Origin of the sequence: Streptomyces globisporus, from assembly GCF_003501885.1 — a bacterium.
Taxonomy (GTDB): Bacteria; Actinomycetota; Actinomycetes; order Streptomycetales; family Streptomycetaceae; genus Streptomyces; species Streptomyces globisporus_D.
In genome coordinates, this window is record NZ_QWFA01000002.1 from 45,487 (window position 1) to 61,699 (window position 16,213).

Below are 16,213 nucleotides of genomic sequence, written 5' to 3' on the forward strand. Positions count from 1 at the left end.
AGATCCCCGAACGCGGAGTCGACGAGCCCCATCACCACGCCCCCGGCCATCGCGCCGAGCGTGAGCGCCCCGACCAGGCGGGTGATCGCCCGGCGCGCGTCGGCGACGGGGAGCCGGTCCCGTACGAAGGCGATCTCCAGCGGCAGCAGGGCCGCGATCGGGCCCTGGAACAGCCGGCCCAGGATCAGGCAGGACCCCCACCCGTACGTCAGTCCGCGGCTCCTCTCCGCAGCGACAGGGCGAACGCGTAGCTGGTGACGGGCAGGATGACGATCGGCGGGGCGGGCAGCAGGAGCAGCGCGAGCCCGAGGGCGGCCAGGGAGGCCACCAGGGACACCCAGCCGAAGGCGGTACGCCGCCGGACGAGGTCCGGGGCATGGCGGACGGCGGCGAGCATCAGCAGACCGCAGGCGATGACGAAGAGAGCCATGGCGATGCTCATGCCGTGGGTGACGTCGAGGGTGGTGCGTTCGAGGCCGAGCAGGGTGAAGGTGGATTCCCGCATCGCCGTGTCGGCCGTACGTTGCTCGGGGGTCGGGGTGGCCGAGGCCGTCGCGGCGACGAAGGCGAGGTGCCCGACCCCGAGGACGACGAATCCGTACGCGCCGATTCTGAAGGGCCGTACGGGATCCGCTCCGGTGGAAGTCCGGGCGGGGACCGCGGTGTTCATCACTGCTGCTCCTCCTCGATGCCGACGGACTGGCGTGGGGCCTGGGCCGAACCAGGGACCGGGCCGGGCGGGGGCTGCCAGCCGAGGAGCGTGTCCAGTCCTCGTGTCGTGACTGCCGACGGCGTGGCACGGACGGCGAAGTTGCGGACGGATACCGCCAGGGGACGGGAGAGCCGGGCCAGGTCCCCCATACGCCGGGAACGGCGGCTGATCCGCGTCGTGCGCCCGTGCCGGGCCTCCGTGTAGGCGGCGAGCGCGGCCGGTACGCCGGTGTCGCCCGCGAGGAGGTGCGCCAGGACGACCGCGTCCTCGATGGCCTGGCAGCCGCCCTGACCCAGGTTGGGTGTCATCGCATGGGCGGCGTCACCGAGCAGGGCAACCCGGCCGGAGTGGAACCGGGGCAGGGGCGCGGCGAGTTCGTAGAGGTCGTGGTGGAGGACGGTCACGGGGTCGGGCTCGCGCCGGTCCAGCCGCTCCAGCAGTGCCGGGATCGGATCGTGCCAGGCGCCGAAGCGGCGGATCAGCTCCGCACGGTGGTCGGCCGGCCGCGTACCGGGGCCGGTGACAGCGGTCGCGTACACGTAGACCCGGCCGTCGGCGAGGGGGACGATCCCGAACCGCTCCCCTCTCCCCCAGGTCTCGGCGGCCGGGAGCGCGGGCAGGCCGGCACCGGACAGCACCGCCCGCCAGCCGGTCTCACCGGCGTAGCGCGGACCGGGGTGCCGGGGAAAGAGCTGCCCCCGGAGCGCGCTGCGCAGTCCGTCGGCCGCCACGACGGCATCGGCCCGCAGCTCCCCCGCCGACGTACGCACCACCACCGCACCCTCGGCGGCCTCGTCCGCCCCGCCCACCGAGACGCCGAGGCGCAGCGCGCCGGGAGGCAGGGCGGCGGCGAGGGCGTCGATCAGGAAGCCGCGGTGGACGGCGCGGGCGGGAGGCCCGTAGCGGGCGGCCGTGGCGCCGGTCCGGCTCAGCCACGCCCCGTCGGGGGTACGGAGTCCGAGCACACCGGCCAGGGGCTCGCCCACCGACACCGCAGGCCCCAGGCCGATCGACTCCAGGGCACGCAGGGCGTTCGGGGCGAGCACGATGCCCGCACCGATCCCCGTGAGTGCGGAGGCCCGTTCGCACACGGTCACCCGCCATCCGCGACGGCTCAGCGCCACCGCGGCGGTCAGGCCGCCGATCCCGCCTCCGGCCACGACAGCATGACGAACACCCATAAGGATCACCTCCCCACGCACACCCTCTACACCTGTAGAGAGTCATGGTCCGCACTCTACACCTATAGAGTGCGGACCATGCCTGCTCCCCAACCCGACCGCCGGGACCTGATCGCCGACACCGCCATCGCCACGGTGGCCGCCGCGGGTCTGCGCGGCCTGACCCACCGCGCGGTCGACACGGCGGCGGGGCTGCCCGCCGGCAGTACGTCGTACTACTTCCGCACGCGATCCGCCCTGATCAGCGCCTGCTACCTCCGCCTGGCCACACTGACGGTCACCGACGTGGACCGCTGGGAGGCTCGGCACGGCATCCCGGACCCGGACTCCGCCGCCGAGGCCCTGGCCGCGCTGCTGCACCACTGGCTGACCACGGGACGTGACCGCCAACTGGCCCGCTTCGAGCTCAGCCTGGAGGCGACCCGCCGCCCGGAACTCCGCGCCGACCTGGAAACCGCCGGCCGCGCCGCACGCGCCAGGGCCGCCACGCTGCTGGCGTCGCTCGGCGCCCCCGATCCGGATCAGGCGGCGGACCTGCTCGTCGCCTGGACCGACGGCCTGCTGTACGACCGCATCGCCGGCGCCCCGGCCGCGAGCCGCCCGGCACCGGACCCGGCCGAACTGACGCTGGTCGTACAGCGGATGCTCACCGCTCTGCTCGCCCCCTGAGGGCACAAGAACGCGGGCCGGGGTGGTCACCCGCGCAGGCGGGGTGGGCCCACGCCGGACGGGCTGGGTGGCACGCCGGACGGGCTGAGGTTGGTGCTCCCTAGTCCCCCAGCACCGCCTGCATCACGCTCTTCGCGATCGGAGCGCCCAGGCGGCCGCCCGAGATGTCCGAGCGGGAGATGTCCATGTCCGTCGGGTCGATGAACACGGCGACCGCGACCGAGCGGCCGTCGTCCTTCTTGCCGTAGCTGACGAACCAGCCGTACGGGACCTCGTCGCGGACGTTCACACCGCGCTGGGCGGTGCCCGTCTTGCCGCCGACCGTCACACCGTCGATCAGGGCGCGCTGGGCGCTGCCCTCCTTCGCGGTGTGCTCCATCATCTCCTGGACCTTCTTCGCCGTCTCCGGCGAGACGGCCTGGCTCATCTCCGTCGGCTCGTTCTTCTCCAGCGTGGAGAGGTCCGGGCCGCGCAGCTCGTCGACGATGAACGGCTGCATCAGCTTGCCGTCGTTGGCGAGGGCCGCCGTGACCATCGCCATCTGCATCGGGGTGCTGGTCAGGCTGCCCTGGCCCATGCCGGTGAGGGCCGTGCCGGGCTTGTCGAGCTTCGGCGGGTAGAGGCTCTTCGTGGCGAGCATGTCGCCGAACTCCTCCGCGTACACGTCCTCGTTGAAGCCGAACTTCTCCGCCGTCTCCCGCATCCGGTCCTCGCCCAGCTCGGCGGCCGCGTCGAGGAAGACGTTGTTGCAGGAGTACTGCATGGCGGTCTTCATCGACGCCTTGCTGCACACGGCGTCACCCGCCTCACTGCCGATCCTGTTCGTGGAGAGCGGCAGCGGGTACGGCGATACGGCGTCCGTCCGGGCGTCCACGTCGGTGACCACGCCGTGCTCCAGCGCCGCCGCGGCCGTGAGGATCTTGAAGGTGGAGCCGGGCGGGTAGGTCTCGCGCAGCGGGCGGTTGGCCAGCGGCTTGTCCTTCTTCTTCTCCAGCGCGGTGAAGCGGTCGCTCTCCTTGAACGAGATGCCGGCGAAGACCTCAGGGTCGTACGAGGGGGTGGAGACCAGGGCCAGAACCTTGCCGGTGCTCGGGTCCAGGGCGACGACCGCACCCCGGGCGCCCAGGTCGGTCAGCCCCTTGTAGCCGGCCTTCTGCGCCTTGGCGTCGATCGTGGTGATCACGTCGCCGCCGCGCCGGGGCTGGCCGGTCAAGACGTCCTTGGCGTGCCGGAAGGCGAACCGGTCGTCCTGGCCGCTGAGGACGCTGTCGTAGGTCCGCTCCAGCAGCGAGGTGCCCCGGGACTGCGAGGCGTACCCGGTGACGGGCGCGTACATCGCCCCGTCCTTGTTGGTCCGGCGGAACGCGTAGTCCCGGCTGTCGGTCTCCTTCGAGCCGGTGATCGCCTTGCCGCCGACGATGATGTCGCCGCGCGGGGTGGAGAACCGCTCGAACCGGACCCGGGCGTTGTGCTCGTTCTGGGCCAGCTCCTGGCGGTCGACGTGCTGGAGCCAGTTCGCCCGCAGCAGCAGGGCCAGCACCAGCAGCCCGCAGAAGATGGCTATGTGCCGCAACGGCCTGTTCATTCCACTCCCCACCCGGGCGGGCCTCCGGCCCGCGTATAGCGATCCCCGGTGAATAAGGATGCCCTGTACGCGGGCACGGTTGCACCGGCGGCCCCGGAGGGCTCCTCCTCACAGGTACGCGGCGTACGCGTCCAGGGTCCGCAGCACCTCCGGTTCGTCCGCCGGGGGCAGCTGGAGCACGACCTCCTCGATGCCCAGCTCCGCGTAGTGGGCGAGCTTCCCGGGGCTCGGCCGCACCGCGTACGGCACCACCTGGAGGTCCTTCGGGTCGCGCCCGGCCTCCTCCCAGGCCGCCCGCAGCTTCGGCAGGGAGTCGGTGAGCCCCCCGCCGCCGATGGGCAGCCAGCCGTCCGCGTACTCCGCGATGTGCGCGAACAGCTTCGGGCCCGCCCCGCCGCCGATCAGCGTGCGCGGGCCGTTGACCGGGCCGCGGGGCCGCCGGAACGGCTTCGGGTGCGCCTCGCTCGCCTGCACCGACCCGAAGGCGCCCTCGTACCCGGTCGGCTCGTCCGCCCACAGGGCCCGCATCAGCGCCATCCGGTCCCGGACCCGGTCCCGGCGCGTCGGCCACTCCACCCCGTGGTCGGCGGCCTCCTCGACGTTCCAGCCGTAGCCGACGCCGAGCGTGAACCGGCCGCCGGACAGGTGGTCCAGGGTGGCCGCCTGCTTGGCCAGGTCGATCGGGTCGTGCTGGGCGACCAGCGTGATGCCGGTGCCCAGGGTCAGGCGCTCGGTGACGGCGGCTGCCTGGCCGAGGGCGACGAACGGGTCCAGAATCCGGCCGTACTCGCGGGGCAGCTCGCCGCCCATCGGGTACGGCGTGCGGCGGCTGACCGGAATGTGCGTGTGCTCGGGCAGATACAGCCCGCCGAACCCCCGCTGCTCCAGCTCGCGGGCGAGCCCGACCGGGGTCACCGTCTCGTCGGTGAGGAAGATCGTGGTGGAAATCCGCATCGAAGCCACCTCCGTGGTCGTCGTCGTTCCGTAGGGCGTCTTGTTACGTCGTCCTTCTGTACGTCGTCCGTGCGAAGCGCCAACGTAAGCCGTATGTCGGCGAAATCCGAGACCGTGACGGCCATGAACACCGCCCTGAACCGGCGCGGCCTCCTCGCCGCGACCGCCGCCACCGGCCTGACGTTGGCCCCCGTGAACTTCGCCCGAGCCGAGGACCGCCCCGGGCCCGCACCCGACGGCCCCCACCGCACCCGGACCGTGCGCGGGACCCTGCCCGTCGGATCGCCCGACTACGTGTACCTCCCGGTCGAAGTCCCGCGCGGGGTGGCCGAATTCGCCGTCTCCTACACGTACGGGAAACCGCCTGTCCCGCCCGGCGCCCAGGGCAACGCGCTCGACATCGGCCTCTTCGACGAACGCGGTACGGACCTGGGCGGGCGCGGCTTCCGGGGCTGGTCCGGCGGGGCGCGCACCTCGTTCTTGGTCCGGTCCGACGCCGCGACCCCCGGCTACCTCCCCGGCCCCGTACGCCCCGGCACCTGGCACATCGCCCTGGCCCCCTACACCGTGGCCCCCGAAGGCCTCCCGTACGAGGTGACCGTCACCCTCCGCTTCGGCGAGGCGGCCCCGGCTCCCGCGCCGGTGTACCCGCCCGAGCGGACCAAGGGGCGCGGCCGGGCCTGGTACCGGGGCGACTGCCACGTCCACTCCGTCCACTCCGACGGGCGGCGCACCCCGGCCGAGGTGGCCGCCGCCGCGCGGGCCGCCGGGCTCGACTTCATCAACAGCAGCGAGCACAACACCAGCTCCGCGCACGCCGCGTGGGAAGGGCTGTGGGGCGACGACCTGCTGATCCTGACCGGCGAGGAGATCACCACCCGCAACGGGCACGTCCTGGCCGTCGGCACCGACCCGGGCGTCTTCGTCGACTGGCGCTACCGGGCCCGCGATCACCGCTTCGGCCGGTACGCGCACCAGGTCCGCCGGGCCGGCGGGCTCGTCGTGCCCGCCCATCCGCACGCCACCTGCATCGGCTGCAACTGGAAGTTCGGCCTCGCGGAGGCGGACGCGGTCGAGGTGTGGAACGGGCCCTGGACCCCGGACGACGAGGTCGCCCTCGCCGAGTGGGACAACGCGCTGGTGGCCTCCGTACGGAACGCGGACGACGGGCCGGGGCGCTGGCTTCCCGCGATGGGCAACAGCGACGCCCACCGCGAGCCGGACCGGTTGGGCCACCCGCAGACCGTCGTCCTGGCCGAGTCGCTGTCGCGGCGGGCCGTCCTCGCGGGCATCCGGGCGGGCCGCTCCTACCTCGCCGAGTCCGCCGCCCTGACCCTCTCCTTCGCAGCGACGGACGGGCGCGGCCGGCACGCGGGCATCGGCGAGCGGCTGCGGGCGGCGGCCGACGCCCCCGTGACCCTACGGCTGGAGGTGTCGGGTGCGGCCGCAGACTGCACGGTGCGCCTGGTCACCGACCAGGGGGTCCTGCTGACCACCCCGCTGCCCTCGGCGGGCGCGGGCGTGGTGGAGTGGCGTACGACTCCCGCCCACGCCGCGTACGTGCGGGCCGAGGTCCGGCACGCACCGGCCGTTCCCGGACTGCCGGGCGCGTTCGCGGCGCTCACCAACCCGGTCTTCCTCGACGCGGAGGCCGGTACGTCGGGCTGAGAAGCGGGAAGGGACGAAGCACGCTCGGCGGAAAGGCCGGGCGAAAAGCCGGGCGGAGAGGAGCGGGCATGGGACCGGGGCTGGGGTACTTCCTGCTGCCGGCGGGCGGCGCGCTGAGCCTGACCGGGGTGATCACCGGCAACGGCACGCTGATCAGCCTGAGCTGGATCATGTGGGTGCTCGGGATCCTGCTGATCCTGGGCAACCGGTACCGCCGCCCCGCCGATCCGCGCGCGCTGGCGGTCGCGGCCGCCGCCGGGGACGCGCGGGCGGTACGGGGGCTGCGGACGCTCGCCCTCACCGCGCGGGCCGAGGGGCGTCCCGACACGGCCGAGCGGCTGCTGCGGCAGGCGGTGAAGGCCGGTGACGTGGAGTCGATGTGGGAGCTGGGCCGCCTGGTCGAGCAGCGCGAGGGGCTGGCGGCGGCGGAGCCGTGGTTCCGGATGGCGGCGGAGCGCGGGCACGCGGTGGCCAAGCGGCTGTTCCGCCCCGGCGGCGCACTGCACCCGGACGGGGCGGACCCGGCTCCGTGAGGACACCGCCTCGGGCTGTGGGGTCCGCGCCCGCGCGAGCGGTTTCCGTTACGCCAGTCCCAGCGCCGACCTCGTCAGGAACGCCAGCCGGGCCGTCTTCTCCGGCTTCCGGATCTCCGGACCCAGCTCGAACCCGATCCGGACCATCCGGGCGATCGCCTTCTCGTTACGGGCGTCGGGCTCCACGATGACCCGCAGGTGGGCCGGGTCGCTGAAGACGTAGGCGATGAACACGGTGAGCAGGGCCTCCGTGTACCCCCGCACCGCGCCTTCGCCCTCGGCGGGCGCGATCAGCAGGTGGACGCCGAAGTCCCCGGGCTGGACGTCGTAGCACTCGCCGACCGGGTCGGCGTCCGGCTCGTACGTCTGGAAGAGCGCAGCCGGGACCCCGTCGCGCAGTGCGAGGAAGGCGTGGTGCGTGGGGAGCGAGTCCACGAACTCGTAGATCTCGCGCACCTGTTCACGGGTGTGGTCGGCCATGCCCCAGAAGCGGGCCCGCTCCTCGGTGACCCAGCCGTGCAGCAGCTCGGCGTCGGCCGCCGGGTCGACCGGGACGAGACGGACGGTGCCGAAGCCCTCGACCTTCTGCTCGTGGACGGCCGGGCGGAGGGCGGGCGCGACGGGTTCGGCGACGGTCATGGCGGGGGTCTCCTCGGGGCGGTGCGTCGTGCGGTGGGGCGTCGTGCGGTGCAGCAGGTTCCAGTCCGTGACGACCGGGGCGAGCCCGCCCCGTACCCACAGGGGCGTCTGGTCGCGGTGGTGGGCGGATCCGGGGATTCCGGACGCGCCGAAGGGGACCGCCCACCGGCTGTCCTCGCGGCGGGCCAGGTCCCAGACGTAGCGGGCGGCCGGGCCCCGGGCGAACAGGTCGGTGACGCCGGGGACGCTGGAGGTGGACAGCACGCAGTCGTGGTCGCCCGCGACCCCCGGCCGGATCGCCTCCGCGTCGGAGCTGTCGGGTGCGAGGTCCGGCAGGGCCTGCCAGGGGGAGAGCCGGTGCAGCTCGCCCCACGGGGCGGGCGGGGTCTCCTCGGCCGCCGCCGCGACGGCCTCGGCCGAGGCCGCGACGAGCGCCAACCGGTCCTCGTACGGCAGGAGTCCGACGGTGAGCAGGCTCTCCAGGGCGTAGCCGATCCGGGGGACGGCGGCGAGCCAGGGGCGGAAGAGGACGGGGTAGGCGGGCGAGCGCCAGGGGTCGTTCTCGCCCGTGACGCGCCGCAGCGCGGGGTGGCCGGCCAACCGGTGGACGACATCGGTGCGCAGGCGGGCGTAGAGGGTCGCGTCGGTGCTGTCCGCGTCCATGTGGCGGTCCCAGCGCAGCAGCCGGTCCCGGAGGCGTTCGGCGGCGGGGCCGAGCTCGGGGGCCCAGGCCAGCAGGGACAGCAGTGGGCGGGAGGAGGCGAGGCGGGTGTCGGTGTGGACGGCGGCCTGGGCGTCGGGGGTCCAGTCGGCGCCCGCGCAGAGCAGCTCCCGTATCCGCCGGGCCCGGTGCGGGGGTGCGAACTCGACGCCGAGCGGGGCGGCGAGGCCGCGCTCGTTGGCCATCACCGCGATCCCGCCGGAGCCGTCGACCTCGGTACGGGGCAGGGGGACGGTCTCGCCCTCGCGCCAGGCGTACGCCGGGTCCTCGGCGGGAACGACCCGCAGCCGGTTGGCGTACGGGCGCACCGGGACGTGTCCGGCGACCCGGTGCAGGGTGGCCCCGGCGGTGTCGGCGGCGAGCACCACGTTGACGGGTTCGACCCAGCGGTCGAGGGCGGTGTCGACGTCGGCGACCGTACGGGCCCGGAGCAGCGCGGGCAGCACGTGGAAGCCCAGATCGCCGGTGACGCGGGGCGGGTAGCGCAGGCTGATGAAGGTGCCGTCGGCGGCCGGGGCCACGTCGGGCGCCTCGGCCACGTCGGCCACCTCGCCGCCGGACACGTCCCCGATGATCACCGGGCCCCGGTCCGTCTCGATCACCTCGACCCGCTCCGGCTCCGCCCCCGCCACCTCGATCGTCTCGGTGTGGGCGTGGGCCCGGTACCAGCCGTCCGGGCCGAGCGCCTCCACCCCGCCGTCCGGGGTGCGGCGCAACCGCTCCCGGTAGAGGTCCTGGTAGTCGGCCATGGCGTTGGTGATCGCCCAGGCGACATGGCCGGTGTGCCCGAAGTGGGCGATGCCGGGGATGCCGGGGACCGCGAGGCCGACGACGTCGAACTCGGGGCAGGCCAGCCGGATCTGCTGGTAGACCCCGGGGTCCTCGATGAAGCGGTGCGGGTCGCCCGCGACGATCGGCGCTCCGGTGGCGGTGCGGGCGCCGGTGAGCAACCAGCCGTTGCTGCCCGCCGTGCCGGGCCCGTCGGTGGCGAAGAGGGTCATCCGGTCCTCGCCGAGCCGGCGGGCCACCTCTTCGCGCCAGAGTTTGGTCGGGAACCCCGCGAAGAGGATGTGCGTGGAGAGCCAGACGCCGAGCGGGGTCCAGGGCTCCCAGCGGCCGGGCGCGAGGCCCACGGCGGCGAACTCGGGTGCCTGCTCGGCCCCTTCGGCGAGACCCGCGTTGACGCCGTCGACGTACGCCGTCACCCAGGCGGCGGTCTCCGGCGCGAGGCGGTCGAAGCAGCGGCGGGCGGTGTCGGCGATCCGGGCCCGCCGGACGAACCGGTCCCAGTCGACGGCTTCCGCGCCGAGGTGGGAGGCGCTGGTGCCGAGCACCCGGTGCCGTTCGGTCTCCAGCTGCCAGGCCCGGTCGAGGGCGGTGGCGTGGCCCTGGGAGCGGGCCAGCGCGAGGGCGTCGGCGGCCCGCAGGTGAGGTATCCCCCAGTCGTCCCGGAAGACTTCGTAGCCCCCGGAACTCTCCCCAGACACCCGGCCCCGTCTCGCGCCGGGCTGTTCGCCCGGACCCTCGGCCGGCCTCGCGCCAGGTCTCTCGCTGTCGACGTCAGCGGTCATCGCAATGCCCATCCCCTGCTCCCGGTGGTTTTCAGCCACTCCCCAGCCCCCGAGATTTAGGTTAGCCTAACCTAAAGCAACCCTTTGGGCAGTGGGCCCGGGCGGCAGGAGAGGGTGGGGAGCACCGTGGGGCATGGCTGGGAAGGCGTCGTTCTCAAACTGTTCCGGGGACGGGATTTCACGTTCACCGTGACCGGCGCCGAGCAGGTCACCGACCGCTTCCGCCGGGTGCACCTGACCGACGGCGGGCTGCTCGCCGCGACCGGCGGGGCGCACCCCACGATGTGGGTGCGGCTCTGGTTCGAGAAGGACGGCAAACCGCATCAGCGCGCCTTCACCCTGGTCGACCCGGACCCCGAGGCCGGGACCTTCAGTCTGGAATTCGCTCTCCATGAGGGCCCTGCCTGCGACTGGGCGAAAGCGGCCGCGCCGGGCGACACGGTCGACGCGACGCTCCAGGGCACCGGTTTCACGCTGCCCGACCCGGCGCCGAAGCGGCTCTTCGTGATCGGTGACGCGGCGGCGCTGCCCGCGATCAACTCCCTGCTGGACGCGGTCCCGGCGACCCCGGCGACCATCTGGTTCGAGACCGCGCACGAGGCGGACCGGAAACTGCCGTTCCGCCTCGACGAGGCCCACCACACCCTGCACCACGTGGAGCGCCGCGAGGCGGGCGCGCACCTGGTCGCCGAAGTGAAGGCGGCCCTGCCGGAACTGCTGGGCGCCGACCACTCGGACGCGTACGTCTGGGTCGCCTGCGACACGGCGACGACCCGGACCCTGTCGACGTACCTCCGCAAGGAGCTGGGCCTGCCCAAGGACCGGGTGAACGCGCTGGGTTACTGGCGGCCGTAAACACCCGAGAAGGCCACCACGAAGGGCCCCGGCGAGAAGTACGCCGGGGCCTTCACGCGTTGCCCGGACCTCAGTCCTCGACCACCAGGGCCGGGGTCTCCTTCGTGAGGACCTCGCCCCGGAAGAACGCCGGGCTGCGGCGCTCCATCGCGACCATCAGCACCACGCCGAGGAGCAGCAGCCCCACCCCGATGACGAACACCGAGCCGACGCCGAACACCGAGGAGCCGGAGCCGTACGCCGGGTCCCACATGTCGTAGAGGGTCTTGGCGAAGACGGCGGCGAGCAGGATGCCGCCGAGCAGCGGGAAGAGGCCCTTGAAGACCAGGTCCCGGGCGGAGCGGGTCAGTTCGGCCCGGAAGTACCAGGCGCAGGCGAAGGCGGTCAGCGCGTAGTAGAAGCAGATCATGAGGCCGAGCGCGTAGATGGTGTCGACCAGGACGTGCTCGCTGACCAGGGTCATCACGGTGTAGAAGACGCCGGTGCCGATGCCCGCCGTCACCGTCGCCCGGCCGGGCGTCCTGAAGCGGGGGTGGACCTTGGCGTACGAGGCCGGCATCGCCTCGTACGCGGACATCGCGAGCACCGTGCGGGCGACCGGGATGAACGTGGTCTGAAGGCTGGCGGCGGCCGAGGCGAGGACCGCGAGGAAGAGCAGGACGCCGAGGCCGGGGCCCATCACGGGTCCGGCGAGGGCGGCGAAGACGTTGTCGGAGGTGTCCGGGTTGGCGAGGCCGAGCCCGGACTCACCGGAGCCGACGGCCATCTGCGCGGCGATGCCAGTGGCGAGGTAGGAGCCGACCAGGACGACCATCGCGATGAGGGCCGCGCGGCCGGGGGTCTTCTCGCTGCCGGTGGTCTCCTCGTTGGCGGTCAGACAGGCGTCCCAGCCCCAGAACATGAAGATGGAGAGGGAGAGGCCCGCCGTGAAGGCGGCGAAGGACTGGACGGCGAAGGGGTTCAGCCAGGACCAGGAGAAGTCGAGCGAGGACGCGAAGTCCGGGCCGCCGCTGCCGGCCTTGCTGAGCGCCATCGTCACGAACAGGGCGAGGACGACCAGCTGGAGCCCGACCAGGGCGTACTGGATGCCCTTGGTGGCGGTCATGCCCCGGTAGCTGATCGCGGTGGCGACGGCGATGAGGGCGAGGCAGGTGATGATGTGGACGGGCTTGCTGTCGTCCAGGGCGGCGACCGAGCTGCTGCCGGTGATCTCGCCCGCCAGCAGCCAGAAGTACGAGGTGGCGACGCCCGCCAGGTTGGACAGCACGATGATCGTCGCGATGACGAGGCCCCAGCCGCACATCCAGCCGACGCGCGGGCCGAACGCCTTCACCGTCCAGGTGAAGGAGGTGCCGCAGTCGGGCATCGCCTTGTTCAGCTCGCGGTAGGCGAACGCCACGAGCAGCATCGGCAGGAACCCGGCCAGGAAGACGGCGGGCATCTGCACACCGACCTCACCGGCGGTGGAGCCGAGGGTGGAGGTCAGGCAGTAGACGGGCGCGACGGTGGAGACACCGATGACCGCACTGCCCATGAGGCCGACGGAGTTCCCGCCGAGCCCTTTGCCGCGTACACCGCCGCTGCCCGTGCCACCGTCGGCCGGGGCGCCTCCCCGTACCGTGTCTCCGGCCCGTGGCCGCGCGTCCAGCTGAGTCATGAGAAGGACGCTATGCGCTGCGATATCCACATCCGGAGCGTGAGACCCCAACGTCTCACCCTTGGATATAGCAGCGAACTCCGGTCATGCACTTCATTAATTCAAGGTCACATTTGCATGAAACCTTGCAATGCATGCCGGTTCACCGAGCGCGACGACGTACGGTAACCGTAGCCCTGTCCGTTTTGCGTAGGTTCAAAATTTTCCCGCGCCGCTCCGCACACCCTCCGCCGAGGGGTCAGCCGGGCCAGACGATCGCCTGTGTCTCGCTGTAGGCGTGCAGGGCGTACGAGCCCACGTCCCGCCCCACCCCGCTCCTCTTGAACCCGCCGAACGGGGCCTCCATGTTCCGCCCGACCGTGTTGACGCCGACCCCGCCCGCGCGCAGCCGCCGGGCGATGCGGAAGGCGCGGGCGACATCGCCGGACCAGACGTAGTCGATGAGGCCGTAGTCACTGTCGTTGGCCAGCGCGACGCCTTCCTCCTCGTCGTCGAAGGGGACGACCACGACGACCGGCCCGAAGATCTCCTCACGGACGACCCGCATGTCGGGGGTGCAGTCGGCCAGCAGGGTGGGCGCCACGTAGAAGCCCCGGTCCAGGTGGGCGGGCCGGGCGCCGCCCGTGACGACCCGCGCGCCTTCCTTCCGGCCCAGCCCCACGTACGCCTCGACGCGGTCGCGGTGGGCGGCGGAGATGACCGGGCCGACCACGGTGGCCCGGTCGGCGGGATCGCCGACGGTGAGCGCGTTCGCGTACGCGGCCAGCGCGCCGATCAGCTCGTCGTACCGGGACCGGTGGACGAGGACGCGGGTCGGAGCCGTACAGATCTGTCCGCTGTAGAAGGAGAAGGTGGTCCCGATGCCCGCGACGGCGGAGCCCAGGTCCGCGTCCTCCAGCACCAGGGCCGCCCCCTTCCCGCCCAGCTCCATCAGCTGCCGTTTCATCCCGCGCCCGCACACCTCCGCGATGCGCTGCCCCACGACGGTGGACCCGGTGAAGCTGACCATGTCGACGTCCGGGGAGTCGACGGCGGCCTCACCGGCCGCCGTGCCCGACCCGGTGACCACGTTCACCACGCCCGGCGGAACACCCGCCGCCGCGAGGGCGGCGGCCATTCGGTGGACGGAGAGCGGGTCCTGCGGGGCGGGCTTCACGATGACCGTGTTGCCCATCGCGAGGGCGGGCGCGATCTTGCCCGCCGGGTTGGCCCAGGGGTTGTTGTACGAGGTGATGCAGGTGACCACGCCGACCGGCTGGCGGACGGCCAGCGCCCCGAAGACCCCGGCCTTCCCCATCGGACCGGCCTCGTTGACCTGCGGCGCGATGGCTTCCTCGACCGGCTCCAGTGCGCCGCGCGCGTACCGCCGGAACCGGGCGATGCCCACCCCCACCTGCATCCCCCGGGCGGTGGAGGCCGTTGCTCCGCTCTCCCGCCGGGCGATCTCGGCGTGGGCGGGGAAGTCGCGCTGGATGATGTCCGCCGCACGGTCCAGGATCGCGGCGCGCTCCTCGGGCCGGGTCCGCGCCCAGGCCGGGAAGGCCGCTTTCGCCGCCGCTGCCGCCTCGTACACCTGGGCGCGGCTCGCCTCGGGAGCGAGACCGACGACGGCCTCGGTGGCGGGGTCGACGACCTCGTAGTGCCCGCCGGCGGGTTCGACCCACTCCCCGCCGATGAACAGCCGCTCGGGTGCGGGGCTCACGCGGTACTCACCGTCCGGGTGTCACGGCCCGAGCGCAGCACCGTCCCCGGCACGGCCCCCGTCACCTTGTCGTCGCGCAGGGTCTCGACGCCGTTGACCCGTACGGAGACGATCCCGATGGCCTTGGAGTCCAGGCGCGGGCTGTCCCCGGGCAGGTCGTGGACGAGGGTGGCGGGTCCGGCGTCGATCCGCTCGGGGTCGAAGAGGACGAGGTCGGCGTGGAAGCCCTCCTCGATCCGGCCGCGTTCGCGCAGCCCGAAGAGCCGGGCGGGGTCGTCGGTGAGCATCTTGACGGCGGTGGTCAGCGGGACGAGCTTCCGCCCGCGCAGACAGTCGCCGAGGAAGCGGGTGGTGTACGGGGCCCCGCACATCCGGTCCAGGTGCGCGCCCGCGTCGGAGCCGCCGAGCATGACGTCCTCGTGCTCCCAGGTGCGCTGCCGCAGCGCCCAGGAGTCGGGGTCGTTGTCGGTGGGCATCGGCCACAGCACCGTACGCAGATCGTCGGCGGCGCAGATCTCGACGAGGCAGTGGAAGGGGTCCTGGCCGCGCTCGGCCGCGATGTCGTCGACGACCCGCCCGCTGAGCCCCTCGTTGGCGGCGCTGTACGTGTCCCCGATGACGTACCGGCCGAAGTGGGCGAGGCGGCGGAAGACCCCGGCCTCCTTGCTGTCGGCGCGGCGCAGCATCTCGGCGCGGGTGGCGGGGTCCCGGAGCCGTTCGACGCGCTCGGGGACGGGGAGGGCGAGGATCTCGCCCCAGCCGGGGATGAGGTTGAGGGCGCAGAAGGTGCCGAGCGACATGTTCATGGGCGTCAGGATCGGCATGGTGAGCGCGACGATCCGGCCGCCGGCGCGGCGGGCCCGCTCACTGGGGATCAGCTGGCGCGGTACGCGTTCGGGGACGGCGGCGTCGATGGTGAGGACGTTCCAGTTGAGGGGGCGTCCGGCGGCGGCCGTCATGTCGACGAGGAGGTCGACCTCCTCGTCGGAGAACTGGTCCAGGCACCCGGCGACGATCGCCTCCAGCTGAGTCCCCTCGTGCTCGCCGACCGCGCGGGAGAGGGCGAGGAGTTCCTCGGGCAGGGCGTGCCGGGAGGCGACGGGCTCGCCGTCGCCGTCGGAGTGGGTGGACGACTGGGTGGTGGAGAGCCCCCAGGCTCCGGCGTCCATGGCGTCATGGAAGAGCGCGAGCATGGCGTCCAGCTGGGCGGGGGTGGGCTGCCCGCCGACGGCGTCGGGGCCCATGACGTGCCGCCGCAGGGCGCAGTGCCCGACCATGAACCCGGCGTTGACGGCGATGCGGCCTTCGAGGGCGTCGAGGTACTCGCGGAAGGTGGACCAGGTCCAGTCGACGCCCTCCTCCAACGCGGCGAGCGCCATCCCCTCGACCCGCGACATCATCCGGCGGGTGTAGTCGGCGTCCTCGGGCCGGTCGGGGTGGAGCGGCGCGAGGGTGAACCCGCAGTTGCCGCCCGCGACGGTGGTGACGCCGTGGTTCATGGAGGGGGTGGCGTAGGGGTCCCAGAAGAGCTGGGCGTCGTAGTGGGTGTGCGGGTCGACGAACCCGGGGGCGAGGACGAGCCCGTCGGCGTCCTCGCTGGTGACGGCCTCTTCGGTGACGGTTCCGGGCTCGGCGATGACGGCGATGCGACCGCAGCGGATGCCGACGTCGGCGGTGTACGCGGGTCCGCCCGTGCCGTCCACGACGGTCGCGCGGCGGATGAGGTGGTCGAGCATGACGGTTCCCTTCTGAGGGTTCCTTCTTCG

General features: G+C 73.1%; 12 protein-coding genes. 4 read left to right on the forward strand and 8 right to left on the reverse strand.

Translation table 11 applies throughout. The annotated features are described in order from the left end of the window. Positions 1-208: 208 nt before the first annotated feature. Both D3105_RS00710 and D3105_RS00715 read right to left on the reverse strand, forming a co-directional pair. The gene (locus D3105_RS00710; RefSeq protein ID WP_118899062.1) at positions 209-670 is read right to left on the reverse strand and encodes an LIC_13387 family protein; all 462 of its coding nucleotides are present in this window, start codon (positions 668-670) and stop codon (positions 209-211) included. After that, positions 670-1,893 carry an FAD-dependent monooxygenase gene (locus tag D3105_RS00715; RefSeq protein WP_118899063.1) on the reverse strand — a complete coding sequence of 408 codons (1,224 nt, stop codon included), beginning with the start codon at positions 1,891-1,893 and terminating at the stop codon, positions 670-672. The genes D3105_RS00710 and D3105_RS00715 overlap by 1 nt, the downstream gene beginning before the upstream one ends. Positions 1,894-1,962: 69 nt before the next feature. Here D3105_RS00715 and D3105_RS00720 point away from each other — a divergent pair, with 69 nt between their 5' ends. After that, entirely contained in the window at positions 1,963-2,562 is a 600-nt protein-coding gene (locus D3105_RS00720; RefSeq protein ID WP_118899064.1) for a TetR/AcrR family transcriptional regulator, read from the forward strand. A 100-nt stretch (positions 2,563-2,662) separates the two neighbouring features. Here D3105_RS00720 and D3105_RS00725 read toward each other — a convergent pair whose 3' ends face one another. Both D3105_RS00725 and D3105_RS00730 read right to left on the reverse strand, forming a co-directional pair. Continuing rightward, positions 2,663-4,147, reverse strand: a complete 1,485-nt coding sequence (locus D3105_RS00725; RefSeq protein WP_118899065.1) for a peptidoglycan D,D-transpeptidase FtsI family protein — start codon at positions 4,145-4,147, stop codon at positions 2,663-2,665. Positions 4,148-4,255: 108 nt separating this feature from the next. Continuing rightward, complete coding sequence (locus D3105_RS00730) at positions 4,256-5,101, reverse strand: LLM class F420-dependent oxidoreductase (RefSeq protein WP_118899066.1); 846 nt, start codon at positions 5,099-5,101, stop codon at positions 4,256-4,258. Between the two features lie 123 nt (positions 5,102-5,224). On the opposite strand from D3105_RS00730, the gene D3105_RS00735 reads away from it, so the two are divergent. Next, a complete protein-coding gene (locus D3105_RS00735; RefSeq protein WP_118899113.1) occupies positions 5,225-6,769 on the forward strand; it encodes a CehA/McbA family metallohydrolase in 1,545 nt (514 codons plus the stop codon). Between the two features lie 68 nt (positions 6,770-6,837). Beyond that, positions 6,838-7,302 carry a sel1 repeat family protein gene (locus D3105_RS00740; protein WP_118899067.1) on the forward strand — a complete coding sequence of 155 codons (465 nt, stop codon included), beginning with the start codon at positions 6,838-6,840 and terminating at the stop codon, positions 7,300-7,302. Between the two features lie 48 nt (positions 7,303-7,350). Here the strand turns inward: D3105_RS00740 and D3105_RS00745 are convergent, their stop codons facing one another. Next, positions 7,351-10,233, reverse strand: coding sequence for a GNAT family N-acetyltransferase (locus D3105_RS00745; RefSeq protein ID WP_118899114.1), 2,883 nt, complete (start codon positions 10,231-10,233; stop codon positions 7,351-7,353). A gap of 126 nt (positions 10,234-10,359) precedes the next feature. On the opposite strand from D3105_RS00745, the gene D3105_RS00750 reads away from it, so the two are divergent. Beyond that, complete coding sequence (locus D3105_RS00750) at positions 10,360-11,088, forward strand: siderophore-interacting protein (protein WP_118899115.1); 729 nt, start codon at positions 10,360-10,362, stop codon at positions 11,086-11,088. Positions 11,089-11,158: 70 nt separating this feature from the next. Here the strand turns inward: D3105_RS00750 and D3105_RS00755 are convergent, their stop codons facing one another. The 3 genes from D3105_RS00755 to D3105_RS00765 all read right to left on the reverse strand — a co-directional run bounded on the left by D3105_RS00755 (position 11,159) and on the right by D3105_RS00765 (position 16,183). Then, entirely contained in the window at positions 11,159-12,745 is a 1,587-nt protein-coding gene (locus D3105_RS00755; protein WP_118899068.1) for an APC family permease, read from the reverse strand. A gap of 238 nt (positions 12,746-12,983) precedes the next feature. Continuing rightward, entirely contained in the window at positions 12,984-14,447 is a 1,464-nt protein-coding gene (locus D3105_RS00760) for an aldehyde dehydrogenase family protein (protein WP_118899069.1), read from the reverse strand. Next, positions 14,444-16,183 carry an N-acyl-D-amino-acid deacylase family protein gene (locus D3105_RS00765; protein WP_118899070.1) on the reverse strand — a complete coding sequence of 580 codons (1,740 nt, stop codon included), beginning with the start codon at positions 16,181-16,183 and terminating at the stop codon, positions 14,444-14,446. Before D3105_RS00765 ends, D3105_RS00760 begins: the two co-directional genes overlap by 4 nt. Positions 16,184-16,213: the final 30 nt, after the last annotated feature.